Source organism: Micromonospora sp. NBC_01655, assembly GCF_026339755.1.
In the GTDB taxonomy this organism is placed as follows: Bacteria; Actinomycetota; Actinomycetes; order Mycobacteriales; family Micromonosporaceae; genus Micromonospora.
Genome location: NZ_JAPEQF010000001.1, coordinates 1,063,108 through 1,078,135, shown reverse-complemented (window position 1 = coordinate 1,078,135; position 15,028 = coordinate 1,063,108). Strand labels below are relative to the sequence as shown.

Below are 15,028 nucleotides of genomic sequence, written 5' to 3'. Positions count from 1 at the left end.
CGTGCGGCCCTGGGCACCGACCGCCTCAGCTTGCCGCGAGCACCACCGGCTCGGACATCAGGAAGTAGCGCTGGTCGTCGGCGTCGGGGTCGACCGGCTCACGGAGCCGCTCCATCGCCAGGTAGCCGCCCCCCGCGTACACCAGCCCGGGGGCCCAGCCGATGCCGTCCCGGCCCACGTTCAGCGGGAAGCGGGAGCGCTCCGCGCCGGTGCTCGGGTCCAGGGTGACCAGGTCGTTGGCCTCGGTGAGCAGGTGCACCCGGCCGGGCTGGACGGCGACGATCCGGGCCGGCCCGAGGTCGGCCCGACGCCACAGTTCCCCGCCGGTCCGGGCGGACCGGCCGGTCACCACCCCGTCGGCCACCCCGACGGCCCGCTCGCCGTCCAACTCGGACCCGGCCGGATCCAGGGCCGGGGCGGCGACCGGCTGGCCGGCACCGGCCAGCCAGCCGCGGCCCGCCCCGTCGGCCGGGCCGGTGGTCCGCAGGCCCCGGCACCGGGAGCGGTGGCTCACGCAGCCGACCGGGGTGACGGCCAGTTCGGCGGTCGCCCCGGGCGGCTGCCAGCGGGTGGTCGGCGTCCCGGTGGCCACGTCGCGGAACTCGACCGTTGCCGGCCCAGCGCACCGGTCGACGGCGACGAACTGCCCGGCCGCGGTGGTGCCCACGTCGGTGCGGCACCCGCCGTCCACGTCGACGGACCAGAGCCGCCGGCCGTCGGCGAGCGCGAAGCCACCCGCCCCGGTCGGCCCGGAGACCACCAGCCCGGGCCGGCCGTCGGCGGCCCGGGCGAGGAAGAGTCCCGGCGGCTCCCAGACCGCGCCGGCCCCGGTGCGGCGGGCGCTCCAGCCCTCGGCGGGGGCGGGACCGTCGGCCTGCCAGGCCACCCGTCCGGTACGCGCGTCCAGCGCCACCAGCTTCCCGTCCGACCAGCGGCTGACCACCGTGGTCCCGTCCGCCACCACCCCGCTGACCTCCGCCGGCCAGCGCCGGTACGACCAGTACGGGGTGACCCGGTACCGGCTGTCGGCCGGCTGGTCGGCGTACACCTGGCGGGTGGCGGCGTAGACGCGGAGCCGGCCGTCCACGATCAGCGGGGCCACCGGCAGCCGGCCCACCACCCCGATCGCCGGGGTGACCGCCGCCGGGTAGCCGGCCCGGGCGGGCGTGTCGACCTCGGCGGGCGCGAGCACCCGGTGCACGACCACCGCGACCGCCCCGGCGCCGAGCAGCGCCCCGACCGCCATCGCGACCCGCCGCCGCCCCCTCGCGAACCCCATGCCGCACCTCCGCCCGGCACCCTACCCAGGAGGGCCGCCGTCGACCCGGTCAGGCCGCCTCGGCGGCAGCCTCCGGGTCGACGGCGCGGGCGAGGTCGGCGAGGTCCAGGCGGAAGGCGCCCTCGACCGCGCGGGCGGCCAGGCCGCCGAAGAGCAGGGCGAGGACGCGACCGTACGGGGCGGTGGACACCGCCTCATGGTGCACGGTGACGGCGGTGCACGCCCGGCGGCGCCGCTGCACGGTACGCAGCGTCCAGGTGGTCCGGTAGCTCACGCCGATGCCGGGCGAGGTGAGCACCAGCCGGCGGGGCGGCACGGCCTCCAGCACGACGAACTCCTCCGCCTGCGCGCCGCCGTCCGGCCGGGTGCGGGTCTCCCGCCAGGCCGTGCCGGGGGCGAGCCGGCCCGGGGTGAGCAGCTCGACCCGGCCGACCGTGCGGAGCCAGTCCGCGCGGACCGGCAGGTCGACCAGGAGCCGCCACAGGTCGACGGCGGGTGCCTGGATGAACTGGGTGACCGTGACCGTCGACATGACACCTCCCGTGTCCTCCACGGTACGGGGGGTGAACGCGCGGCGGGGCACCAGCGGCGGGATTTCCGCCGCTGGTGGCCGTCCCGGGGTGAGGCGGTACCGGGCCCCTCCCCGGGGAATCGGTGCTCAGGCCCGGATCCGCCCGACCCGGATCGCGCCGACGAAGGCGGTCCAGCCCGGCGGGCTCACGGCCAGCGCTGGACCGGCCGGGTCCTTCGAGTCGCGTACCGCGACCACGCCGACGGTGTCGACCAGGTTGTCCGCCACCTCCACGCACAGTCCCTGGTCGTTGGAGCGGCTGCTGGTACGCCAGACGGCGCCCGCGAGATCGGTCATGCTCGTTACCTCCTGTCCGCTGGGACGTCCACGACGGCCGGTGCCGCCACACGGCGCCGCCGGCTGGGGCGCGCCGCGACGGGCGAGCCCGGCACGCTCAACGCGGATACACCGAACCCCGGTCGCACAGCGGGTGCGACCGGGGTTCGGTGGTGCGCCGGGGGCGGCGTTGCGGTGCTGCGGCGCAGCGGGTTCGGTCCCGGTCAGCGGGCCGGGCGGACGGTCCCGGTGACCTCGCCGAGGGCGACGGTGGTGCCGTCCGGACCGGGTGCGGTGGCGGTGAGGGTGACGGTGTCGCCGTCCTCCAGGAAGGTCCGGGTCTCGCCGCCGACCTTGACCGGCTCGGCGCCACCCCAGGTCAGCTCCAGGAACGAGCCGACCTGCCCCCGCTCGGGACCGGACACGGTGCCGGAGGCGTACAGGTCGCCGGTGCGCAGGCTGGCGCCGTTGACGGTGAGGTGGGCGAGCTGCTGGGCGGGGGTCCAGTACATGGTGGCGAAGGGCGGCTCGCTGACCTTCTCGCCGTTCCACTCCACGGCCAGCCGCAGGTCCAGCCCGAGGTGCGGCACGTCGCGCAGGTACTCCGCCACCGGCGGGTCCTGCGCGGGCGCGGGCACGAACGCGTCGGCCAGCGCGTCCAGCGGGGTCACCCAGGCCGACACGGAGGTGGCGAAGGACTTGCCGAGGAACGGGCCGAGCGGCTGGTACTCCCAAGCCTGGATGTCCCGGGCGGACCAGTCGTTGACCAGCACCACCCCGAAGACGTGGTCGGCGAAGTCGGCCGCGGCGACCCGGTCGCCGAGCGCGCTCGGCACGCCGACGACGAAGCCGACCTCGGCCTCGATGTCGAGGCGCACGGACGGGCCGCAGACCGGCCCCTGCGGGGTGGCCCGCTGCCCGGTGGGGCGGACGATCGGCGTGCCGGAGACCACCACCGTGCCGGCCCGGCCGTGGTAGCCGATCGGCAGGTGCTTCCAGTTGGGCAGCAGCGGCGGCTGGCCGGGGCGGAAGATCTGCCCGACGTTCCCGGCGTGCTGCTCGGAGGAGTAGAAGTCGACGTAGTCGGCGACCTCGAACGGCAACAGCAGCTCGGCCTCGGCGAGCGGGACGAGCAGCGGCTCCACCGCCGACCGGTGGGCCTCGTCGGTGAGCAGCTCGGTCACCCGCTGCCGCACGGCCGTCCACTGCGGACGGCCCAGCGCCAGGAACGCGTTGAGGGTGGTCCGGCCCAGCGCCCCGGCGGCCAGCACCAGCCCGGCCGCCTCGGCGCCGGCCAGGTCGAGCACGAAGTCCCCGATGCGTACGCCGATCCGGGGGTCGTCCCCGCCCCACCGGAACACCCCATACGGCAGGTTGCGCACCCCGTACGCCGAGCCGTCGGCCCCCGTCACCCAGGTCATGCCTCGTACCCCCCGTTCACCAGCCCCAGCCGGATCAGATCGGTCAGTGGTTCCTCGATGCTGCACGAGCCGAAGCCCACCCACAGCGGCCGGTCGCCGGCCCGCCCGGCGCGGGCCCGCTCGACCAGCGGCACCGGATCGGTCGCGGCGAGCAGGGCGGCCACCCCGTCCACCTCGACGCCGTCGGCGGCGGCGAGCGTCGCGGCGAGCACGTTGCCGAAGCCGTGGTGGGTGAAACCGGTCTCCGGATCCCGGTGCCGCACGGCGTGGTGCAGCCCGGCGGTCAGCTTGAACGGCAGCTCCCGGTCCCGGCAGGCGCAGATGACGGCGGCCAGCTCGACCGGGGTCGGGAACAGCTCGGCGGCCAGCCCACCGGTGCGGAACTTGGCCGCGACGGGCAGCCCGTCGGCGCGGGCGGCGGCGACCGTGTCCAGCGCCCCCATCAGCCCGAAGGTCAGCGGGATCTCGGCGTAGACGTCGACGCCGTCCCGCCGCCCGGTCAGCTTCAGCAGCTCGGCCAGGCCGGGCTGCGGATCCTCGCCGCGCCTGGCGACGGCCACCTCGATCTGGCGGGCGGTGACGCCGGCCGGGGCCAGGGCCGACAGTGCGGCGGGCAGTCCCTCCACACCGGTGTCACCGATCAGCCCGACCACGAGGCCCTCGGCGGGGTCGACCAGCGGGTCCAGCTCGCCGGCCACGACGGCCGAGGCCGGGACGAGCAGCGGGCCGACCAGGCCGGCGTACCAGGCGGCGCGGTGCCGGCGGTGGGCGGCGACCGCGTCGGGCAGCGACGCGTTGCCGGGCGGGAAGACGGCGGCGTCGTCGACGAGGCCGGCGAGGAGGCGGGGCACCTGCGTTGACACGAGACAAGAACATACGGGACGCTACAAGGAACGGACAACAGTGTCCGATTATCGGACGCCAATGGCCGGTGAACGGGACGAATCGGGAGGCGACATGCCGTACTACCGCAGCATCGGCGAGGTGCCCCGGAAGCGGCACACCCAGTTCCGCCAGCCCGACGGCACCCTCTACGCGGAGGAGCTGGTCGGCCAGGAGGGCTTCTCCTCCGACTCGTCCCTGCTCTACCACCGGTACGCCCCGACCGCGATCGTCGCCGCCGAGGAGTACGCCCCGCCCGCCGTCACCCGGGCGCCCAACCTGCCGCTCAAGCCCCGCCACCTGCGCACCCACAAGCTCGACGGCACCAGGGCCGACCCGGTGCTCGGCCGGCGATACCTGCTCGCCAACGACGACGTCCGGATCGCGTACGTGCTCGCCGACCGGCCGTCCCCGCTGTTCCGCGACGCCACCGGCGACCACTGCCTCTACCTGGAGTCCGGCGCGCTACGGGTCGAGTCGCCGTTCGGCGTGCTGGACGCCGTGGCCGGCGACTACGTGGTCATCCCCACCTCGACCATCCACCGCCTCGTGCCGACCGGCGACCGACCCGTCCGGCTGCTGGCCGTCGAGGCCGCCGGGCACATCGGCCCGCCCAAGCGCTACCTCTCGGTCCGGGGCCAGTTCCTGGAGCACTCGCCGTACTGCGAGCGGGACGTCCGGGGACCGGACGCGCCGTTGCAGGTGGACGGCGAGGACGTGGAGGTGCTGGTCCGGCACCGGTCCCGGGCGGGACGCGACGGCACCGCCTGGACCCGGCACGTCTATGCCCGCCACCCGTTCGACGTGGTCGGCTGGGACGGCCACCTCTACCCGTGGGCGTTCTCCATCCACGACTTCGAGCCGATCACCGGCCGGGTCCACCAGCCGCCGCCCGTGCACCAGACGTTCGAGGGCCCGAACTTCGTGATCTGCTCGTTCGTGCCACGCAAGGTGGACTACCACCCGGCCGCCATCCCGGTGCCGTACAACCACCACAACGTCGACTCCGACGAGATGCTCTTCTACACCGGCGGCAACTACGAGGCCCGGCGCGGCTCCGGCATCGAGCAGGGCTCCATCTCGCTGCACCCGTCCGGCTTCACCCACGGCCCCCAGCCGGGCGCGGCCGAGCGGTCGATCGGCGCCGACTTCTTCGACGAGCTGGCCGTCATGGTCGACACGTTCCGCCCCCTCGACCTCTGCAACGCGGCGTCGGAATGCGAGGACCCGGGCTACGCCTGGACCTGGTCCCGCCGCGGCTAGGGCCTGACGACCACGGTCTCGTCCACTCGGCGGTCGGGGTGCCCCGGTCAACGGCCGGCGTAAGTCGGTGGACCGGCCCGGCCGGCATCGGCCATCGTGGCCGGATGAGCGGTGACGGAATGTCGGACGCCGAGCGGCGGGTGTGGGCGGCGCTGCCCGCCGACGTACGCGAGAGGCTGGACGCCCTGCCGGCCTCGGGCCTGACCACGCTCCTGCTCTCCCTGGCCCGGACGCGGGCCGCGCGGGTACGGCCGGCCGAGGTGCTGCGCCGCTGGCGGGAGGACCGTTTCGTACGCCCGGCCGACTGCGACCCGCGCGCGACGGCCGCCGTGCAGACGCTGCTGTGGGACCTGCTGCCCACGGAGGTGGCGGGCGTCGAGCTGTCCCCCGTCGTACCGCTGGGCACTTGTGCGGCGGTCACGCCGGGCAGCCAGAACCGGATCGTCACGGCGACGCGCCCGATCGAGGTCGTCAGCGACCCCACCAACGCGCTGGCGGTCGAGGCCGGTTCCCCGTCCTCGACTCCCCTGTGGTGCGGGAACGCGTCGCCGACACGGTCCGGCCCGCCCTAGCGGCCGGCGGAGTGCCGCTCGTGGAGGAGCCCGACCGCACTCGCGGACGGGGCTACTACGTCAACGCCGCCCTGCGGATCACCGCGGCGCACGACGGCGAGGCCATCGACCTCGGCGACGGCGGGTTCACCACGTGGACGGCCCAGCTCACCAGCGACGCCAAGGAACGCTGCCTGCCCTCCTGCGTGTCGGTCGACCGCCTCGCCGCCCTCGCCGCCACTAACCGCCCTGCGGGCTGACCGCCGAGCCGAGGCGACAGGCACGCCCCACCTCGCGCTCACCGGTCGCGAGGGGCCGCCGCCGCCTCGCCGCCGCGACCCGAGTCCCGGCGCGTCCAGGCCAGGAAGCGGTCGAAGAGGTCGGTGGGCGACGGCTCCGGGTTCGGGCTGAGCCGAACCAGGTCGCCGGTCGCCTCGAACAGCAGCGCCGCCATGTAGACCGACAGGCCGACCCGGTCCCGCCGGTACTCCAGCAACAACAGCAGCCGGGCCGGCTGACAGGGCCACGGCGCGGCGCACACCCGACACAGCCAGAGGGGCCGCAGGGGGAGATGCGGCCGAACGGCCTTCCGCTGACGGTCATGAACAGGCGAAACGTTGGGTGTCGACATACCCCTTACAGTGACCGGGTCCTTGACCCGAGTCAAGGAGCTCAGTCAACTCTTTACCGTCCGTTTCATGGAGCTGGTGGGCGCGCATGAGATCAGGATCATGCTTGGCGGCATCAGCAAGCAGCGGGTCTACGTGATCACCAGCCACCGGAACTTCCCGAACCCGGTAGCTGATTTGATGCAGGGCAAGGTGTGGTTGAAGTCCGACGTGGAGGCGTGGATCAAGCAACACCGCCCCGACCTCCCCACGCCCTAGAGTCCGGCGAGGAATCTGGGAACGAAATGGCTCCCAGAGGGGCTGGTTGCGTCCAAGATCTGCGAGGGCTACCACCCGCGCGGACGGCGACCACGTCAGGGGTTCGCCGGGGCCCGCCCGCGGAGGGATCAAGCCTGACCGCCCGGAGCGGGCGGGCCCCGGCGAACCCCCACCCGGAAGCAGGCCAGGCGTACCCCACCCGGTACCAAAGAGCTCAGCGGACGGTGCGGACGGTACGGGAGAACACCGCCAACTCCGCCACCGCAGCCACCACGATCCCGAGCACCAGCGGCCACGGCGTCCCCACCGCCGCGTAGACCAGCAACAACAGCGGCGCGGCGGCCACCGCGTACACCGCCAGGGCCAGCGCCCGGTCTGAGCGCAGCAGGTCCGGCAGCACGGTACGGGTCAGCCCCGGCACCCGCGCCGCGAGGAGCCAGCCCAGCACCGCACCGCTCAGCGCCACCAGCACCGCGAGGAACCGGGACGGGCCGGCCCCGCCCGATGCCGCCGCGACCGCCACCAGGACGGTGCCGACCAGGGACCATCCCGCGCCGTACAACACCAGGCGGCGCAGCTCGTCGGTGGTACTCCGGCGCGGGTCAAAGCCGGCGCCTCGGCGCGGGTCAAAGTCGGCCCCCCGGCGCGGGTCGGGCGGCGCCGGGCCGAGCGGGACGCTCTCGGCCAGCTCCGCCAGCGCCTCGGCGTACCGGCGCCGCTCCAGCCGGATCACCCCGGGCTCGGCGGCGGCCCCGTCCAGTTCCGGGTCGAGCCGCAGCGCCTCCCGGTACGCCCGCTCGGCCAGGTCGTAGAGCCGCAGCCGGGCGGCCACCAGGCCGAGCACCAGGTGCGCCTGGGCCTCCTCCGGGGCCAGCTCCACCCCGCGCCAGGCCGCGTTGAGCGCCGGCTGCCCGTTACGCGCGCCGGACAGGAGCGCGGCGGCGCTGCGCTGGGCGTACGCGTCGGCGGGACCCACGGCGAGGAGCCGCTCGGCGGTCCGCGCCGACTCGGCGTACTCGCCCAGGTCGGCCAGCGCCAGCCCGCGCACCACCAGCGGGTCGACCGCGTCTGGGGCGACCGCCAGGGCGGCGTCGGCGGCGGCGCGCGCCTCGGCGGGCCGCCCGCCGGCGAGGTGCACCCGGCCGAGGGTGGTCAGCGCGACGGCGTTCGCCGGTTCCAGGGCCAGCGCGAAGCCGACCTCGCCGGCCGCCTCGTCGTAGCGGCCGAGGTCGGCGAGGAGTTGGGCGCGCTGGAGGTAACCCTCGGCGGTGGCGTCGCTGGACATCCGGCGGGCCTAGGCGGCCGGAGCCTGGTGGACCAGGGCGACCGCGATCCCGGTGAGCCCCTCGCCGCGCCCGGTGAAGCCCAGGCCGTCGGTGGTGGCGGCGGAGACGGTGACGGGGGCGCCGACCGCCTCGGACAGCACCGCCTCGGCCTCGGCCCGACGGGGCCCGATCTTCGGCCGGTTGCCGATCACCTGCACCGACACGTTGCCGATCTGGAAGCCGGCCGCCCGGACCCGGCGGGCGCTCTCGGTCAGCAGCGCCACCCCCGACGCGCCCGCCCACTGCGGTTCGGCCACCCCGAAGTTCGACCCGAGGTCGCCCAGCCCGGCGGCGGAGAGCAGCGCGTTGCACGCCGCGTGCGCGGCCACGTCGGCGTCGGAGTGACCGGCCAGGCCGTCCTGGTCGGGCCAGTGCAGGCCGGCCACCCAGCAGGGCCGGCCAGCCTCGAAGGCGTGCACGTCGGTGCCGATGGCCACCCGAGGAACGATCATGCGCCGAGGGTACGCGTCACGCGCCTGCGGCCAGCAGGTGCTCGGCGAGCGCCAGGTCGAACGGGCGGGTGACCTTGAGGGCGTACTCGGAGCCGGGGACGCACACCACCGGGACGCCCTGCTTCTCCACGAGGCCGGCGTCGTCGGTGAGCGGGTCGCCGGCCGCCGCGTGGGCGGCGGCCAGCACCGACCGGCGGAACCCCTGCGGCGTCTGCACGGCCCGCAGGGCGGACCGGTCCACGGTGCCGAGGACCACCTCGCCGGTGCCGACCTCCTTGATCGTGTCGACCACCGGGAGGACGGGGATCACCGCCTCGTGTCCGGAGCGGACCGCCTCGGCCACCGACTCGACCAGCTCGGGCGGGGTCAGGGCGCGGGCCGCGTCGTGCACCAGGACGATCTCCGGACCGGCGGGGACGGCCGCGAGCGCGGCGGCCACCGACGCCTGCCGTTCCGCCCCGCCGGGGACGACCAGCACCGGGGCGACCGGGGCGAGGAGTTGGCGGACCGCCCCGACCTCGCCGGCCGGGGCGGCCACCACGATGGTGTGCACGGAGCCGGCGGCGGCGATCCGGCGGACCGCGTGCACGAGCAACGGCTCGCCGGCGAGCAGGCGCAGGGCCTTGGGGGCGCCCGGGCCGAGCCGTACGCCGGCACCGGCCGCAGGCACGAGGACCGCGACGTCACCGCGCGGATTGAGCTGCGCGGTCACGTCGCGGTCCTCGGGTTTCTTTGCTACGGGGTGGGTACGACGATGCTGTGCGAACTAGGCCTCGGTCAGCACCTTGTCGAGCAACGTCTCCGCCTCGTCCTTGGTGCTCTTCTCGGCCAGCGCGACCTCGCCGACGAGGATGTCGCGGGCCTTGGCGAGCATGCGCTTCTCGCCTGCGGACAGGCCCCGCTCCCGCTCCCGACGCCACAGGTCGCGGACGACCTCGGCCACCTTCAGCGGGTTGCCGGAGGCCAGCTTCTCCAGATTCGCCTTGTAACGCCGCGACCAGTTGGTCGGCTCCTCGGTGTGCGGAGCCCGGAGAACGTCGAAGACCTTGCCGAGGCCCTCTTCGCCGACCACCTCACGCACGCCCACGATCTCGGCGTTCTCAGCGGGCACCCGGACGGTCAGGTCACCCTGCGCGACCCGCAGGACGAGGTACTCCCTGGGCTCGCCCTTGATGACCCGAGTCTCGATTGCCTCGATGAGTGCGGCCCCGTGGTGGGGGTAAACAACGGTCTCGCCGACACTGAAAACCATAGGTTCGAAACCCCTTTCGCTGTGTCTAGAGTAACACGCTCAGGCACCGATGTCCCACCGCTGTCCTGACCGTTGGCGCAGCTCAGGGGCCCTGTGAGAGGTATTTCTTCAGCTTGACAGGCGGCCAAACCGATGGTCCGAACACGCTCCGTGACTGATCTATGACACCCCGGTGGGGGGTGGTCGAAGCGTGGATTTCTCGGGCGATGCGCTCCTTCCATGGTAGCCCGGCCGCACCAGCCCCGCCCAGGTGTAGCGGGAGGAGGGGCCGGTGCGGGACCCTTGAGGCGAACCGCCGTCCGCACACCGAACCGGTTCGAGGGGGTCCGATGGGCATGCCCGACGCAGATGGTCACGGCCCCACCGACGGGCTGCCCGGCCTGCCCCCGGAGTGGGGCCGGGTGGTGGTGCCGGACGACGCGTCCGCGCTGGCCGAGGAGGCCGCGCAGGTCCGGCGCGAGCTACGCCGGCAGGCCGGCCGGAGCCGGTGGCGGCGGCTGCCCGGCCTGGCCGTCCGGCGGGCCGGACGGCCACCGCTCGGCCTGCCGCTGCTGGTGCTGATGGTGGCGTTGCTCACCACGGTCGCCGGGCTGTTCGCCGTCACCTGGCCCCGCACCCCCCGTTCCGGCGACCGCCCCACCGTCGTGCCGTACCCGACGGCGACCGATCTGACCGGCCGGGCGCTGCCGGCCCTGGAACTGGTCGACGCCGAGGAGTCGACCGTGTCGCTGCGCGCGCTGCTCCCCGCGGTGATCATCCTGGTGGACGGCTGTCCCTGCCCCGACCGGGTGGCCGAGGCCGCCGCGCTCGCGCCGCCGGGGGTCACCGTGGTCACCGTCCACGGCACCCGCGCGCCGCGCCCCACCCCGGTGCCGTCCGGCGCGGTCGTACGCCCGCTCGCCGATCCGGGCGGCGGGCTGCGCGCGTTCCTGCGCCTGTCGTCCCGCCCCGACACCGCCACCGCGCTGCTGGTCGGCCGCACCGGCACCCTGGTCCGGGTGGTGCCGGACCTGCGCTCCGCCGACGACTACCGCGCCGACCTGGCCCGCCTCGGCACCTGACCCGGTCAGGGTGGTCAGAACGTCAGGGCCGCCACCCGGGCGTCGACCACGATCGGGACGGCTCCCGGCGCGCCCGCGGCCAGCTCGATCCGGATCGGACCGTCCCCCCGGTTCAGCCACATCGTGGCGAGCGAGCCGTCGCAGGTCGCCCGGCGGCTGTCCCGGTGGCCGGCGCGGACGGTCACCAGCAGGAGCTGCCCCGGACCGACGCACCAGTACTGGACCAGGTGCGGTCGCGTGGTGGCTTCGACGACCCGTCGCTGCGAGGGCTGGCCGGGGCGCAGCGTCAGCCGGGCCTGCCAGACGGTCCCGGTCGACAACCCGCCGAGCCCGCCGTCGGGGTTTTCGTCGTAGGCGGTGCCCGCGTCGTACCGCACGGTCACCCGTCCGGGCTCCGTGACGACGACGGCGCGCCGGCGAGGGCCGGCGGAGGTCACCCGGCCGGTGGCCGGGTCGACCATGAAGACCAGGGGCTCGCCCGGGGACACCCGGACGAGATCGCCGGACGTGGACCCGGTGCGCGGGGTCCCGGCGCCGTCCCCGGGACCGCGAGCCGGCCCGTCGACGCCGGACGTCGCGGTGGGACCGCCCACCGGGCCGACCGCCGGGGCCTCGGCCCGCCACCATCCGACACCGGCGGCCACGACGAGGACGGCCAGCGCGGCGAGTCCTCCGCCCCGGAGCCGGTCAACCACGTCGCCGCCCACGCGGTCGAGCCTAGCCACCCGGCACCGGTCCCGCCGGCCGCCCCACGCCGGCCGGCGCTCGGCGCGGGGCGGGGCGGTCAGGCGGCGCGGTCGAGGAGGGCCGCGTAGAGGGTCAGGCCCGGCCCGAAGGCGAGGACCAGCACCCGGTCGGGCGGCTGCGCCGCCCGCAGCAGCCGGTCGAGGATCAGCAGCACCGTCGGCGAGGAGCAGTTGCCGTGTTCCTCCAGCGTGGCCCGGGACGCGGACAGCGCCCGCGGTGGCAGGGCCAGCTCGCGCTCCACCACGTCGAGGATGCGCGGGCCGCCCGGGTGCACCGCCCAGCCGTCCACCTCGGCGAGCTGGGCGCCGTGCCGGGCCAGCAGGGCGTCGACCAGCCCCCGGACGTGGGTCGAGAGCACCTGCGGCACCTGCGGCGACAGCCCCATCCGGAAACCGGTGTCGGTGACCTCCCAGGTCATGTGGTCGGCCGTCGAGGTGTCGGTGACCGAGGTGACCTCACGCAGCGCGTACCCCCGGCCGCCGGGGAGGACCACGGCGGCGACGGCGGCGTCCGAGAAGAGCGCGTGGGAGACGATCTGCTGGGTGTCCAGCCGGGCCGTGGCCGGCTGGATGTGCAGGCTGGTCAGTTCGGCGCAGAGCAGCAGCGCGGGGCGCTGACGGGCGGTGACGAAGTCGCCGGCCGCGCCGAGCCCCGGCAGGGCCGCGTAGCAGCCCATGTGCCCCACGAACATGCGCTGGGTGTCCGGCGCCATGCCCAGGTCCCGGGCGAGCAGGATGTCCAGCCCGGGGGTGGCGTACCCGGTGCACGAGCACACGACGAACAGGCCGACGTCGCGGGCGTCCAGGCCGGCGGCGGTGAGCGCCCGGCCGACCGCCTCCTTGCCCAGCGGCAGCGCCTCGACCTGGTAGCGGCGCAGCCGGCGCTCGGTCGACCAGTCCGAGACGTCCTCCAGCAACGGGTTGACCGCCGCCTGCCGCCGGTTCACCCCGGAGTTGGCGAAGATCCGTTCTGCCAGCGTCTGGGTCCGGCCCGAGAAGTGCTTCGAGAAGAAGCCCTGCCAGAGCTCGTCCTGCGTGGCACCTGGCGGCTGCGCCGTCCCCATGCCCGCGATCACCGGTACGGCCACGTTCCCCACCTCTCGTCCGCGAACCCCCATGTCGTCCCCGCGTCGCCTCCGTCCGACGACCACGGGACCGCCTTCCTCACGTTCACCAACGAGGGCCGCGTCGGCGCGGTCCGGGCACCGCCCGCGCCACGGGCGGGGCACCGGCGGCCCGCATCCTCGTCGGCCCCTCCCGGCGCCCCTGGTACCCCGGGCCGACCCGGCTACCCGCGCCGGACCCCCCACCCCTGGTACAGCACCGCGGTCGACCAGGTCGGCCTGATCCGCGGGGCCCGCCCGGACGGCGTCGGCTGTGGACGACCACCGGACCGGATCCGGCGCAGCAGCCAGGCCAGGGTCCCGCGCAGCCCCGGGCGGACGCCCCGGACCCGCAGGTCGACGCCGTGCCGGGCGCACTCGGCGATCAGCTCCCGGTGGTCCACGAACAACCGTGGATCGTGGATGCCCCGGGGCACCGCCGGCAGCCGCTCGCCGATCTGGACCGCGACCAACCGGCTCAGCGCGGTGTCGTTGAGGGTGTCCAGGACCAGCAGCCCGCCCGGACGGAGCAGCCGGCACGCCTCGGCCACCGCGCGCCGCCAGTCGGGCACGTGCTCCAGCAGTTCGCCGGCGGCCACCACGTCGGCGCAGCCGTCGGCCAGCGGCACGGCGGTGGCGTCGCCGTTGACCGGCCGCACCCCGTGCGCGGCGGCCTGGGCCAGGGCCGAGCGGGTGAGGTCGACCCCGACGTGCCGGTAGCCCTTGCCGGCCAGGTGCGGGGCGAGCAGGCCGGCGCCGCAGCCCAGGTCGACCAGCAGGGCGTCGGGCCGGGCGGCCGGCGGTACCAGGGCCGCCCGGGCCCGGGCCAGCCAGTGCAACATGGCGAACGCTCCGTCGGGGCGCCACCACTCGTCGGCCAGGTCGTCGTACTGCCGGGGATCGTTCGCGGGCAGCAGGCGGGGGCGGTCGGACACCGGGGACGAACCGTCACGCATGGCACCGAGCGTGGCACGACTGGACGGTAACGACCAGACTTCCCTTATGTCGACGACGGTGTTAGGGCTGGTCAGGGCGAGTCATCCCGAGCCCGCCGTGGCGGTGACCGTGGTCGCCGGGCTGCTCGCCCGGGGCGTGGGGCACGGCCCGTCCGGGATCGCCGCGGTGGCGCTCACGGTGCTCGCCAGCCAGCTCGCGGTCGGCTGGTCCAACGACCACCTGGACGCCGACCGGGACGCCGTGGTGGGGCGTACCGACAAGCCGGTCGCGACCGGCGCGGTCAGCGTGCGGGCGGTCGGCCTGGCGGCGCTGGCTGCGGCCCTGGCCACGGTCCTGCTGGCGGCGGCGACCAACCGGACGGCGACGGTCTGGGCGGCCGTGGCCCTGGTCTCCGCGTTGTCCTACAACTGGCCGCTGAAGTCGACCCCGGTCTCGGTGCTGCCGTACGCGGTCTCCTTCGGCGCGCTGCCCGCCTTCGTGGTGCTGGCCCTGCCCGGCGCGCCCGCCCCGCCGGCCTGGCTGGTGGCCGCCGCCGCCCTGCTGGGGGCCGGGGCGCACTTCGCCAACGTGCTGCCCGACCTGGCCGACGACGCCCGGACCGGGGTGCGCGGGCTGCCGCACCGGCTCGGCGCGGCGGGCAGCCGGGTGGCCGCCGCCGGGCTGCTGCTCGCGGCGACCGTCACCCTGGTCGTCGGGCCGCCCGGGCCGCCGTCGTGGGCCGGGCTGTCGGCCGTCGCGACCGCCGCCCTGGTGCCGCCCCTGACCTGGTACGCCGGCCGCGGCGCCCGCCGGGGGGTGGCCGCGTTCCGGGCGGTGATGCTGGTGGCGCTGATCGACGTGGTGCTGCTGGTGGCGAACGGCCGGGTGGTCTGAGGGGTCCCCGGGAAGGTGGTGGTGCCGGGTCGCCGTGCGGGTCCCGATCAGCCCCAACTACCCTGAAGCCGGTCTGCGCGGGTATGGCCACCGTGCCCGGTGACGGCCGGGTGGGGATCGTGACGAGGA

The 15,028-nt window shown here is 75.5% G+C and carries 19 protein-coding genes; 6 read left to right on the top strand and 13 right to left on the bottom strand.

Going from position 1 to position 15,028, the window contains the following annotated elements; all coding sequences use genetic code 11:
* Positions 1 to 25: 25 nt before the first annotated feature.
* The 5 genes from OOK41_RS05165 to OOK41_RS05145 all read right to left on the bottom strand — a co-directional run bounded on the left by OOK41_RS05165 (position 26) and on the right by OOK41_RS05145 (position 4,410).
* Positions 26 to 1,279 carry a PQQ-binding-like beta-propeller repeat protein gene (locus OOK41_RS05165; protein ID WP_266263145.1) on the bottom strand — a complete coding sequence of 418 codons (1,254 nt, stop codon included), beginning with the start codon at positions 1,277 to 1,279 and terminating at the stop codon, positions 26 to 28.
* 49 nt (positions 1,280 to 1,328) lie between these two features.
* Positions 1,329 to 1,811 (bottom strand): SRPBCC domain-containing protein, encoded by a 483-nt coding sequence (locus OOK41_RS05160; protein ID WP_266263144.1) that lies wholly within the window; start codon positions 1,809 to 1,811, stop codon positions 1,329 to 1,331.
* 126 nt (positions 1,812 to 1,937) lie between these two features.
* Entirely contained in the window at positions 1,938 to 2,147 is a 210-nt protein-coding gene (locus tag OOK41_RS05155) for a DUF397 domain-containing protein (RefSeq protein ID WP_266263143.1), read from the bottom strand.
* Positions 2,148 to 2,350: 203 nt separating this feature from the next.
* Positions 2,351 to 3,547, bottom strand: coding sequence for a fumarylacetoacetase (fahA, locus tag OOK41_RS05150; protein ID WP_266263142.1), 1,197 nt, complete (start codon positions 3,545 to 3,547; stop codon positions 2,351 to 2,353).
* Positions 3,544 to 4,410 carry a hypothetical protein gene (locus tag OOK41_RS05145; RefSeq protein WP_266263141.1) on the bottom strand — a complete coding sequence of 289 codons (867 nt, stop codon included), beginning with the start codon at positions 4,408 to 4,410 and terminating at the stop codon, positions 3,544 to 3,546. Before OOK41_RS05145 ends, fahA begins: the two co-directional genes overlap by 4 nt.
* 94 nt (positions 4,411 to 4,504) lie before the next feature.
* Between OOK41_RS05145 and OOK41_RS05140 the strand changes: the two genes are divergently transcribed.
* The 3 genes from OOK41_RS05140 (at position 4,505) to OOK41_RS05130 (ending at position 6,503) form a co-directional block, all read left to right on the top strand.
* The gene (locus tag OOK41_RS05140; RefSeq protein WP_266263140.1) at positions 4,505 to 5,692 is read left to right on the top strand and encodes a homogentisate 1,2-dioxygenase; all 1,188 of its coding nucleotides are present in this window, start codon (positions 4,505 to 4,507) and stop codon (positions 5,690 to 5,692) included.
* 104 nt (positions 5,693 to 5,796) lie between these two features.
* A complete protein-coding gene (locus OOK41_RS05135; protein ID WP_266263139.1) occupies positions 5,797 to 6,264 on the top strand; it encodes a hypothetical protein in 468 nt (155 codons plus the stop codon).
* A 20-nt stretch (positions 6,265 to 6,284) separates the two neighbouring features.
* Positions 6,285 to 6,503 carry a hypothetical protein gene (locus tag OOK41_RS05130; protein WP_266263138.1) on the top strand — a complete coding sequence of 73 codons (219 nt, stop codon included), beginning with the start codon at positions 6,285 to 6,287 and terminating at the stop codon, positions 6,501 to 6,503.
* Positions 6,504 to 6,541: 38 nt separating this feature from the next.
* Here OOK41_RS05130 and OOK41_RS05125 read toward each other — a convergent pair whose 3' ends face one another.
* Positions 6,542 to 6,874, bottom strand: coding sequence for a hypothetical protein (locus OOK41_RS05125; RefSeq protein ID WP_266263137.1), 333 nt, complete (start codon positions 6,872 to 6,874; stop codon positions 6,542 to 6,544).
* A 67-nt stretch (positions 6,875 to 6,941) separates the two neighbouring features.
* Here OOK41_RS05125 and OOK41_RS05120 point away from each other — a divergent pair, with 67 nt between their 5' ends.
* The gene (locus OOK41_RS05120; protein ID WP_266263136.1) at positions 6,942 to 7,130 is read left to right on the top strand and encodes a hypothetical protein; all 189 of its coding nucleotides are present in this window, start codon (positions 6,942 to 6,944) and stop codon (positions 7,128 to 7,130) included.
* A gap of 214 nt (positions 7,131 to 7,344) precedes the next feature.
* Here the strand turns inward: OOK41_RS05120 and OOK41_RS05115 are convergent, their stop codons facing one another.
* Genes OOK41_RS05115 through OOK41_RS05100 form a run of 4 tightly spaced genes read right to left on the bottom strand, consistent with a single transcriptional unit; the run spans position 7,345 to position 10,159 of the window.
* Entirely contained in the window at positions 7,345 to 8,415 is a 1,071-nt protein-coding gene (locus OOK41_RS05115) for a tetratricopeptide repeat protein (protein WP_266263135.1), read from the bottom strand.
* Between the two features lie 9 nt (positions 8,416 to 8,424).
* On the bottom strand, positions 8,425 to 8,907 hold the full coding sequence (gene ispF / locus OOK41_RS05110) for a 2-C-methyl-D-erythritol 2,4-cyclodiphosphate synthase (protein ID WP_117664818.1): 483 nt from the start codon (positions 8,905 to 8,907) through the stop codon (positions 8,425 to 8,427).
* Between the two features lie 16 nt (positions 8,908 to 8,923).
* Entirely contained in the window at positions 8,924 to 9,619 is a 696-nt protein-coding gene (ispD, locus tag OOK41_RS05105) for a 2-C-methyl-D-erythritol 4-phosphate cytidylyltransferase (protein ID WP_117664817.1), read from the bottom strand.
* A 54-nt stretch (positions 9,620 to 9,673) separates the two neighbouring features.
* Entirely contained in the window at positions 9,674 to 10,159 is a 486-nt protein-coding gene (locus tag OOK41_RS05100) for a CarD family transcriptional regulator (protein WP_013288937.1), read from the bottom strand.
* A gap of 329 nt (positions 10,160 to 10,488) precedes the next feature.
* Between OOK41_RS05100 and OOK41_RS05095 the strand changes: the two genes are divergently transcribed.
* Positions 10,489 to 11,220, top strand: a complete 732-nt coding sequence (locus OOK41_RS05095; RefSeq protein WP_266263134.1) for a hypothetical protein — start codon at positions 10,489 to 10,491, stop codon at positions 11,218 to 11,220.
* A gap of 14 nt (positions 11,221 to 11,234) precedes the next feature.
* On the opposite strand, the gene OOK41_RS05090 is transcribed toward OOK41_RS05095, so the two are convergent.
* The 3 genes from OOK41_RS05090 to OOK41_RS05080 form a co-directional block, all read right to left on the bottom strand.
* Positions 11,235 to 11,927, bottom strand: a complete 693-nt coding sequence (locus OOK41_RS05090) for a hypothetical protein (RefSeq protein WP_266263133.1) — start codon at positions 11,925 to 11,927, stop codon at positions 11,235 to 11,237.
* Between the two features lie 77 nt (positions 11,928 to 12,004).
* Positions 12,005 to 13,054: a type III polyketide synthase gene (locus OOK41_RS05085; RefSeq protein ID WP_266263132.1), complete on the bottom strand. Its 1,050-nt coding sequence runs from the start codon at positions 13,052 to 13,054 to the stop codon at positions 12,005 to 12,007.
* 200 nt (positions 13,055 to 13,254) lie between these two features.
* Positions 13,255 to 14,025: a methyltransferase domain-containing protein gene (locus OOK41_RS05080; RefSeq protein ID WP_117664813.1), complete on the bottom strand. Its 771-nt coding sequence runs from the start codon at positions 14,023 to 14,025 to the stop codon at positions 13,255 to 13,257.
* On the opposite strand from OOK41_RS05080, the gene OOK41_RS05075 reads away from it, so the two are divergent.
* Positions 14,024 to 14,899, top strand: coding sequence for a UbiA family prenyltransferase (locus OOK41_RS05075; RefSeq protein ID WP_207892565.1), 876 nt, complete (start codon positions 14,024 to 14,026; stop codon positions 14,897 to 14,899). The genes OOK41_RS05080 and OOK41_RS05075 overlap by 2 nt on opposite strands.
* Positions 14,900 to 15,028: the final 129 nt, after the last annotated feature.

Bases quoted from the DNA above. Each gene is read 5' to 3' on its own strand.
- OOK41_RS05120 (WP_266263136.1), top strand. From the start codon at position 6,942: ATGGAGCTGGTGGGCGCGCATGAGATCAGGATCATGCTTGGCGGCATC.
- OOK41_RS05125 (WP_266263137.1), bottom strand. From the start codon at position 6,874: ATGTCGACACCCAACGTTTCGCCTGTTCATGACCGTCAGCGGAAGGCC.
- OOK41_RS05155 (WP_266263143.1), bottom strand. From the start codon at position 2,147: ATGACCGATCTCGCGGGCGCCGTCTGGCGTACCAGCAGCCGCTCCAAC.
- OOK41_RS05100 (WP_013288937.1), bottom strand. From the start codon at position 10,159: ATGGTTTTCAGTGTCGGCGAGACCGTTGTTTACCCCCACCACGGGGCC.
- OOK41_RS05080 (WP_117664813.1), bottom strand. From the start codon at position 14,025: ATGCGTGACGGTTCGTCCCCGGTGTCCGACCGCCCCCGCCTGCTGCCC.
- OOK41_RS05115 (WP_266263135.1), bottom strand. From the start codon at position 8,415: ATGTCCAGCGACGCCACCGCCGAGGGTTACCTCCAGCGCGCCCAACTC.
- OOK41_RS05140 (WP_266263140.1), top strand. From the start codon at position 4,505: ATGCCGTACTACCGCAGCATCGGCGAGGTGCCCCGGAAGCGGCACACC.
- ispF (WP_117664818.1), bottom strand. From the start codon at position 8,907: ATGATCGTTCCTCGGGTGGCCATCGGCACCGACGTGCACGCCTTCGAG.
- OOK41_RS05075 (WP_207892565.1), top strand. From the start codon at position 14,024: ATGGCACCGAGCGTGGCACGACTGGACGGTAACGACCAGACTTCCCTT.
- OOK41_RS05135 (WP_266263139.1), top strand. From the start codon at position 5,797: ATGAGCGGTGACGGAATGTCGGACGCCGAGCGGCGGGTGTGGGCGGCG.
- fahA (WP_266263142.1), bottom strand. From the start codon at position 3,547: ATGACCTGGGTGACGGGGGCCGACGGCTCGGCGTACGGGGTGCGCAAC.
- OOK41_RS05165 (WP_266263145.1), bottom strand. From the start codon at position 1,279: ATGGGGTTCGCGAGGGGGCGGCGGCGGGTCGCGATGGCGGTCGGGGCG.
- OOK41_RS05095 (WP_266263134.1), top strand. From the start codon at position 10,489: ATGGGCATGCCCGACGCAGATGGTCACGGCCCCACCGACGGGCTGCCC.
- OOK41_RS05160 (WP_266263144.1), bottom strand. From the start codon at position 1,811: ATGTCGACGGTCACGGTCACCCAGTTCATCCAGGCACCCGCCGTCGAC.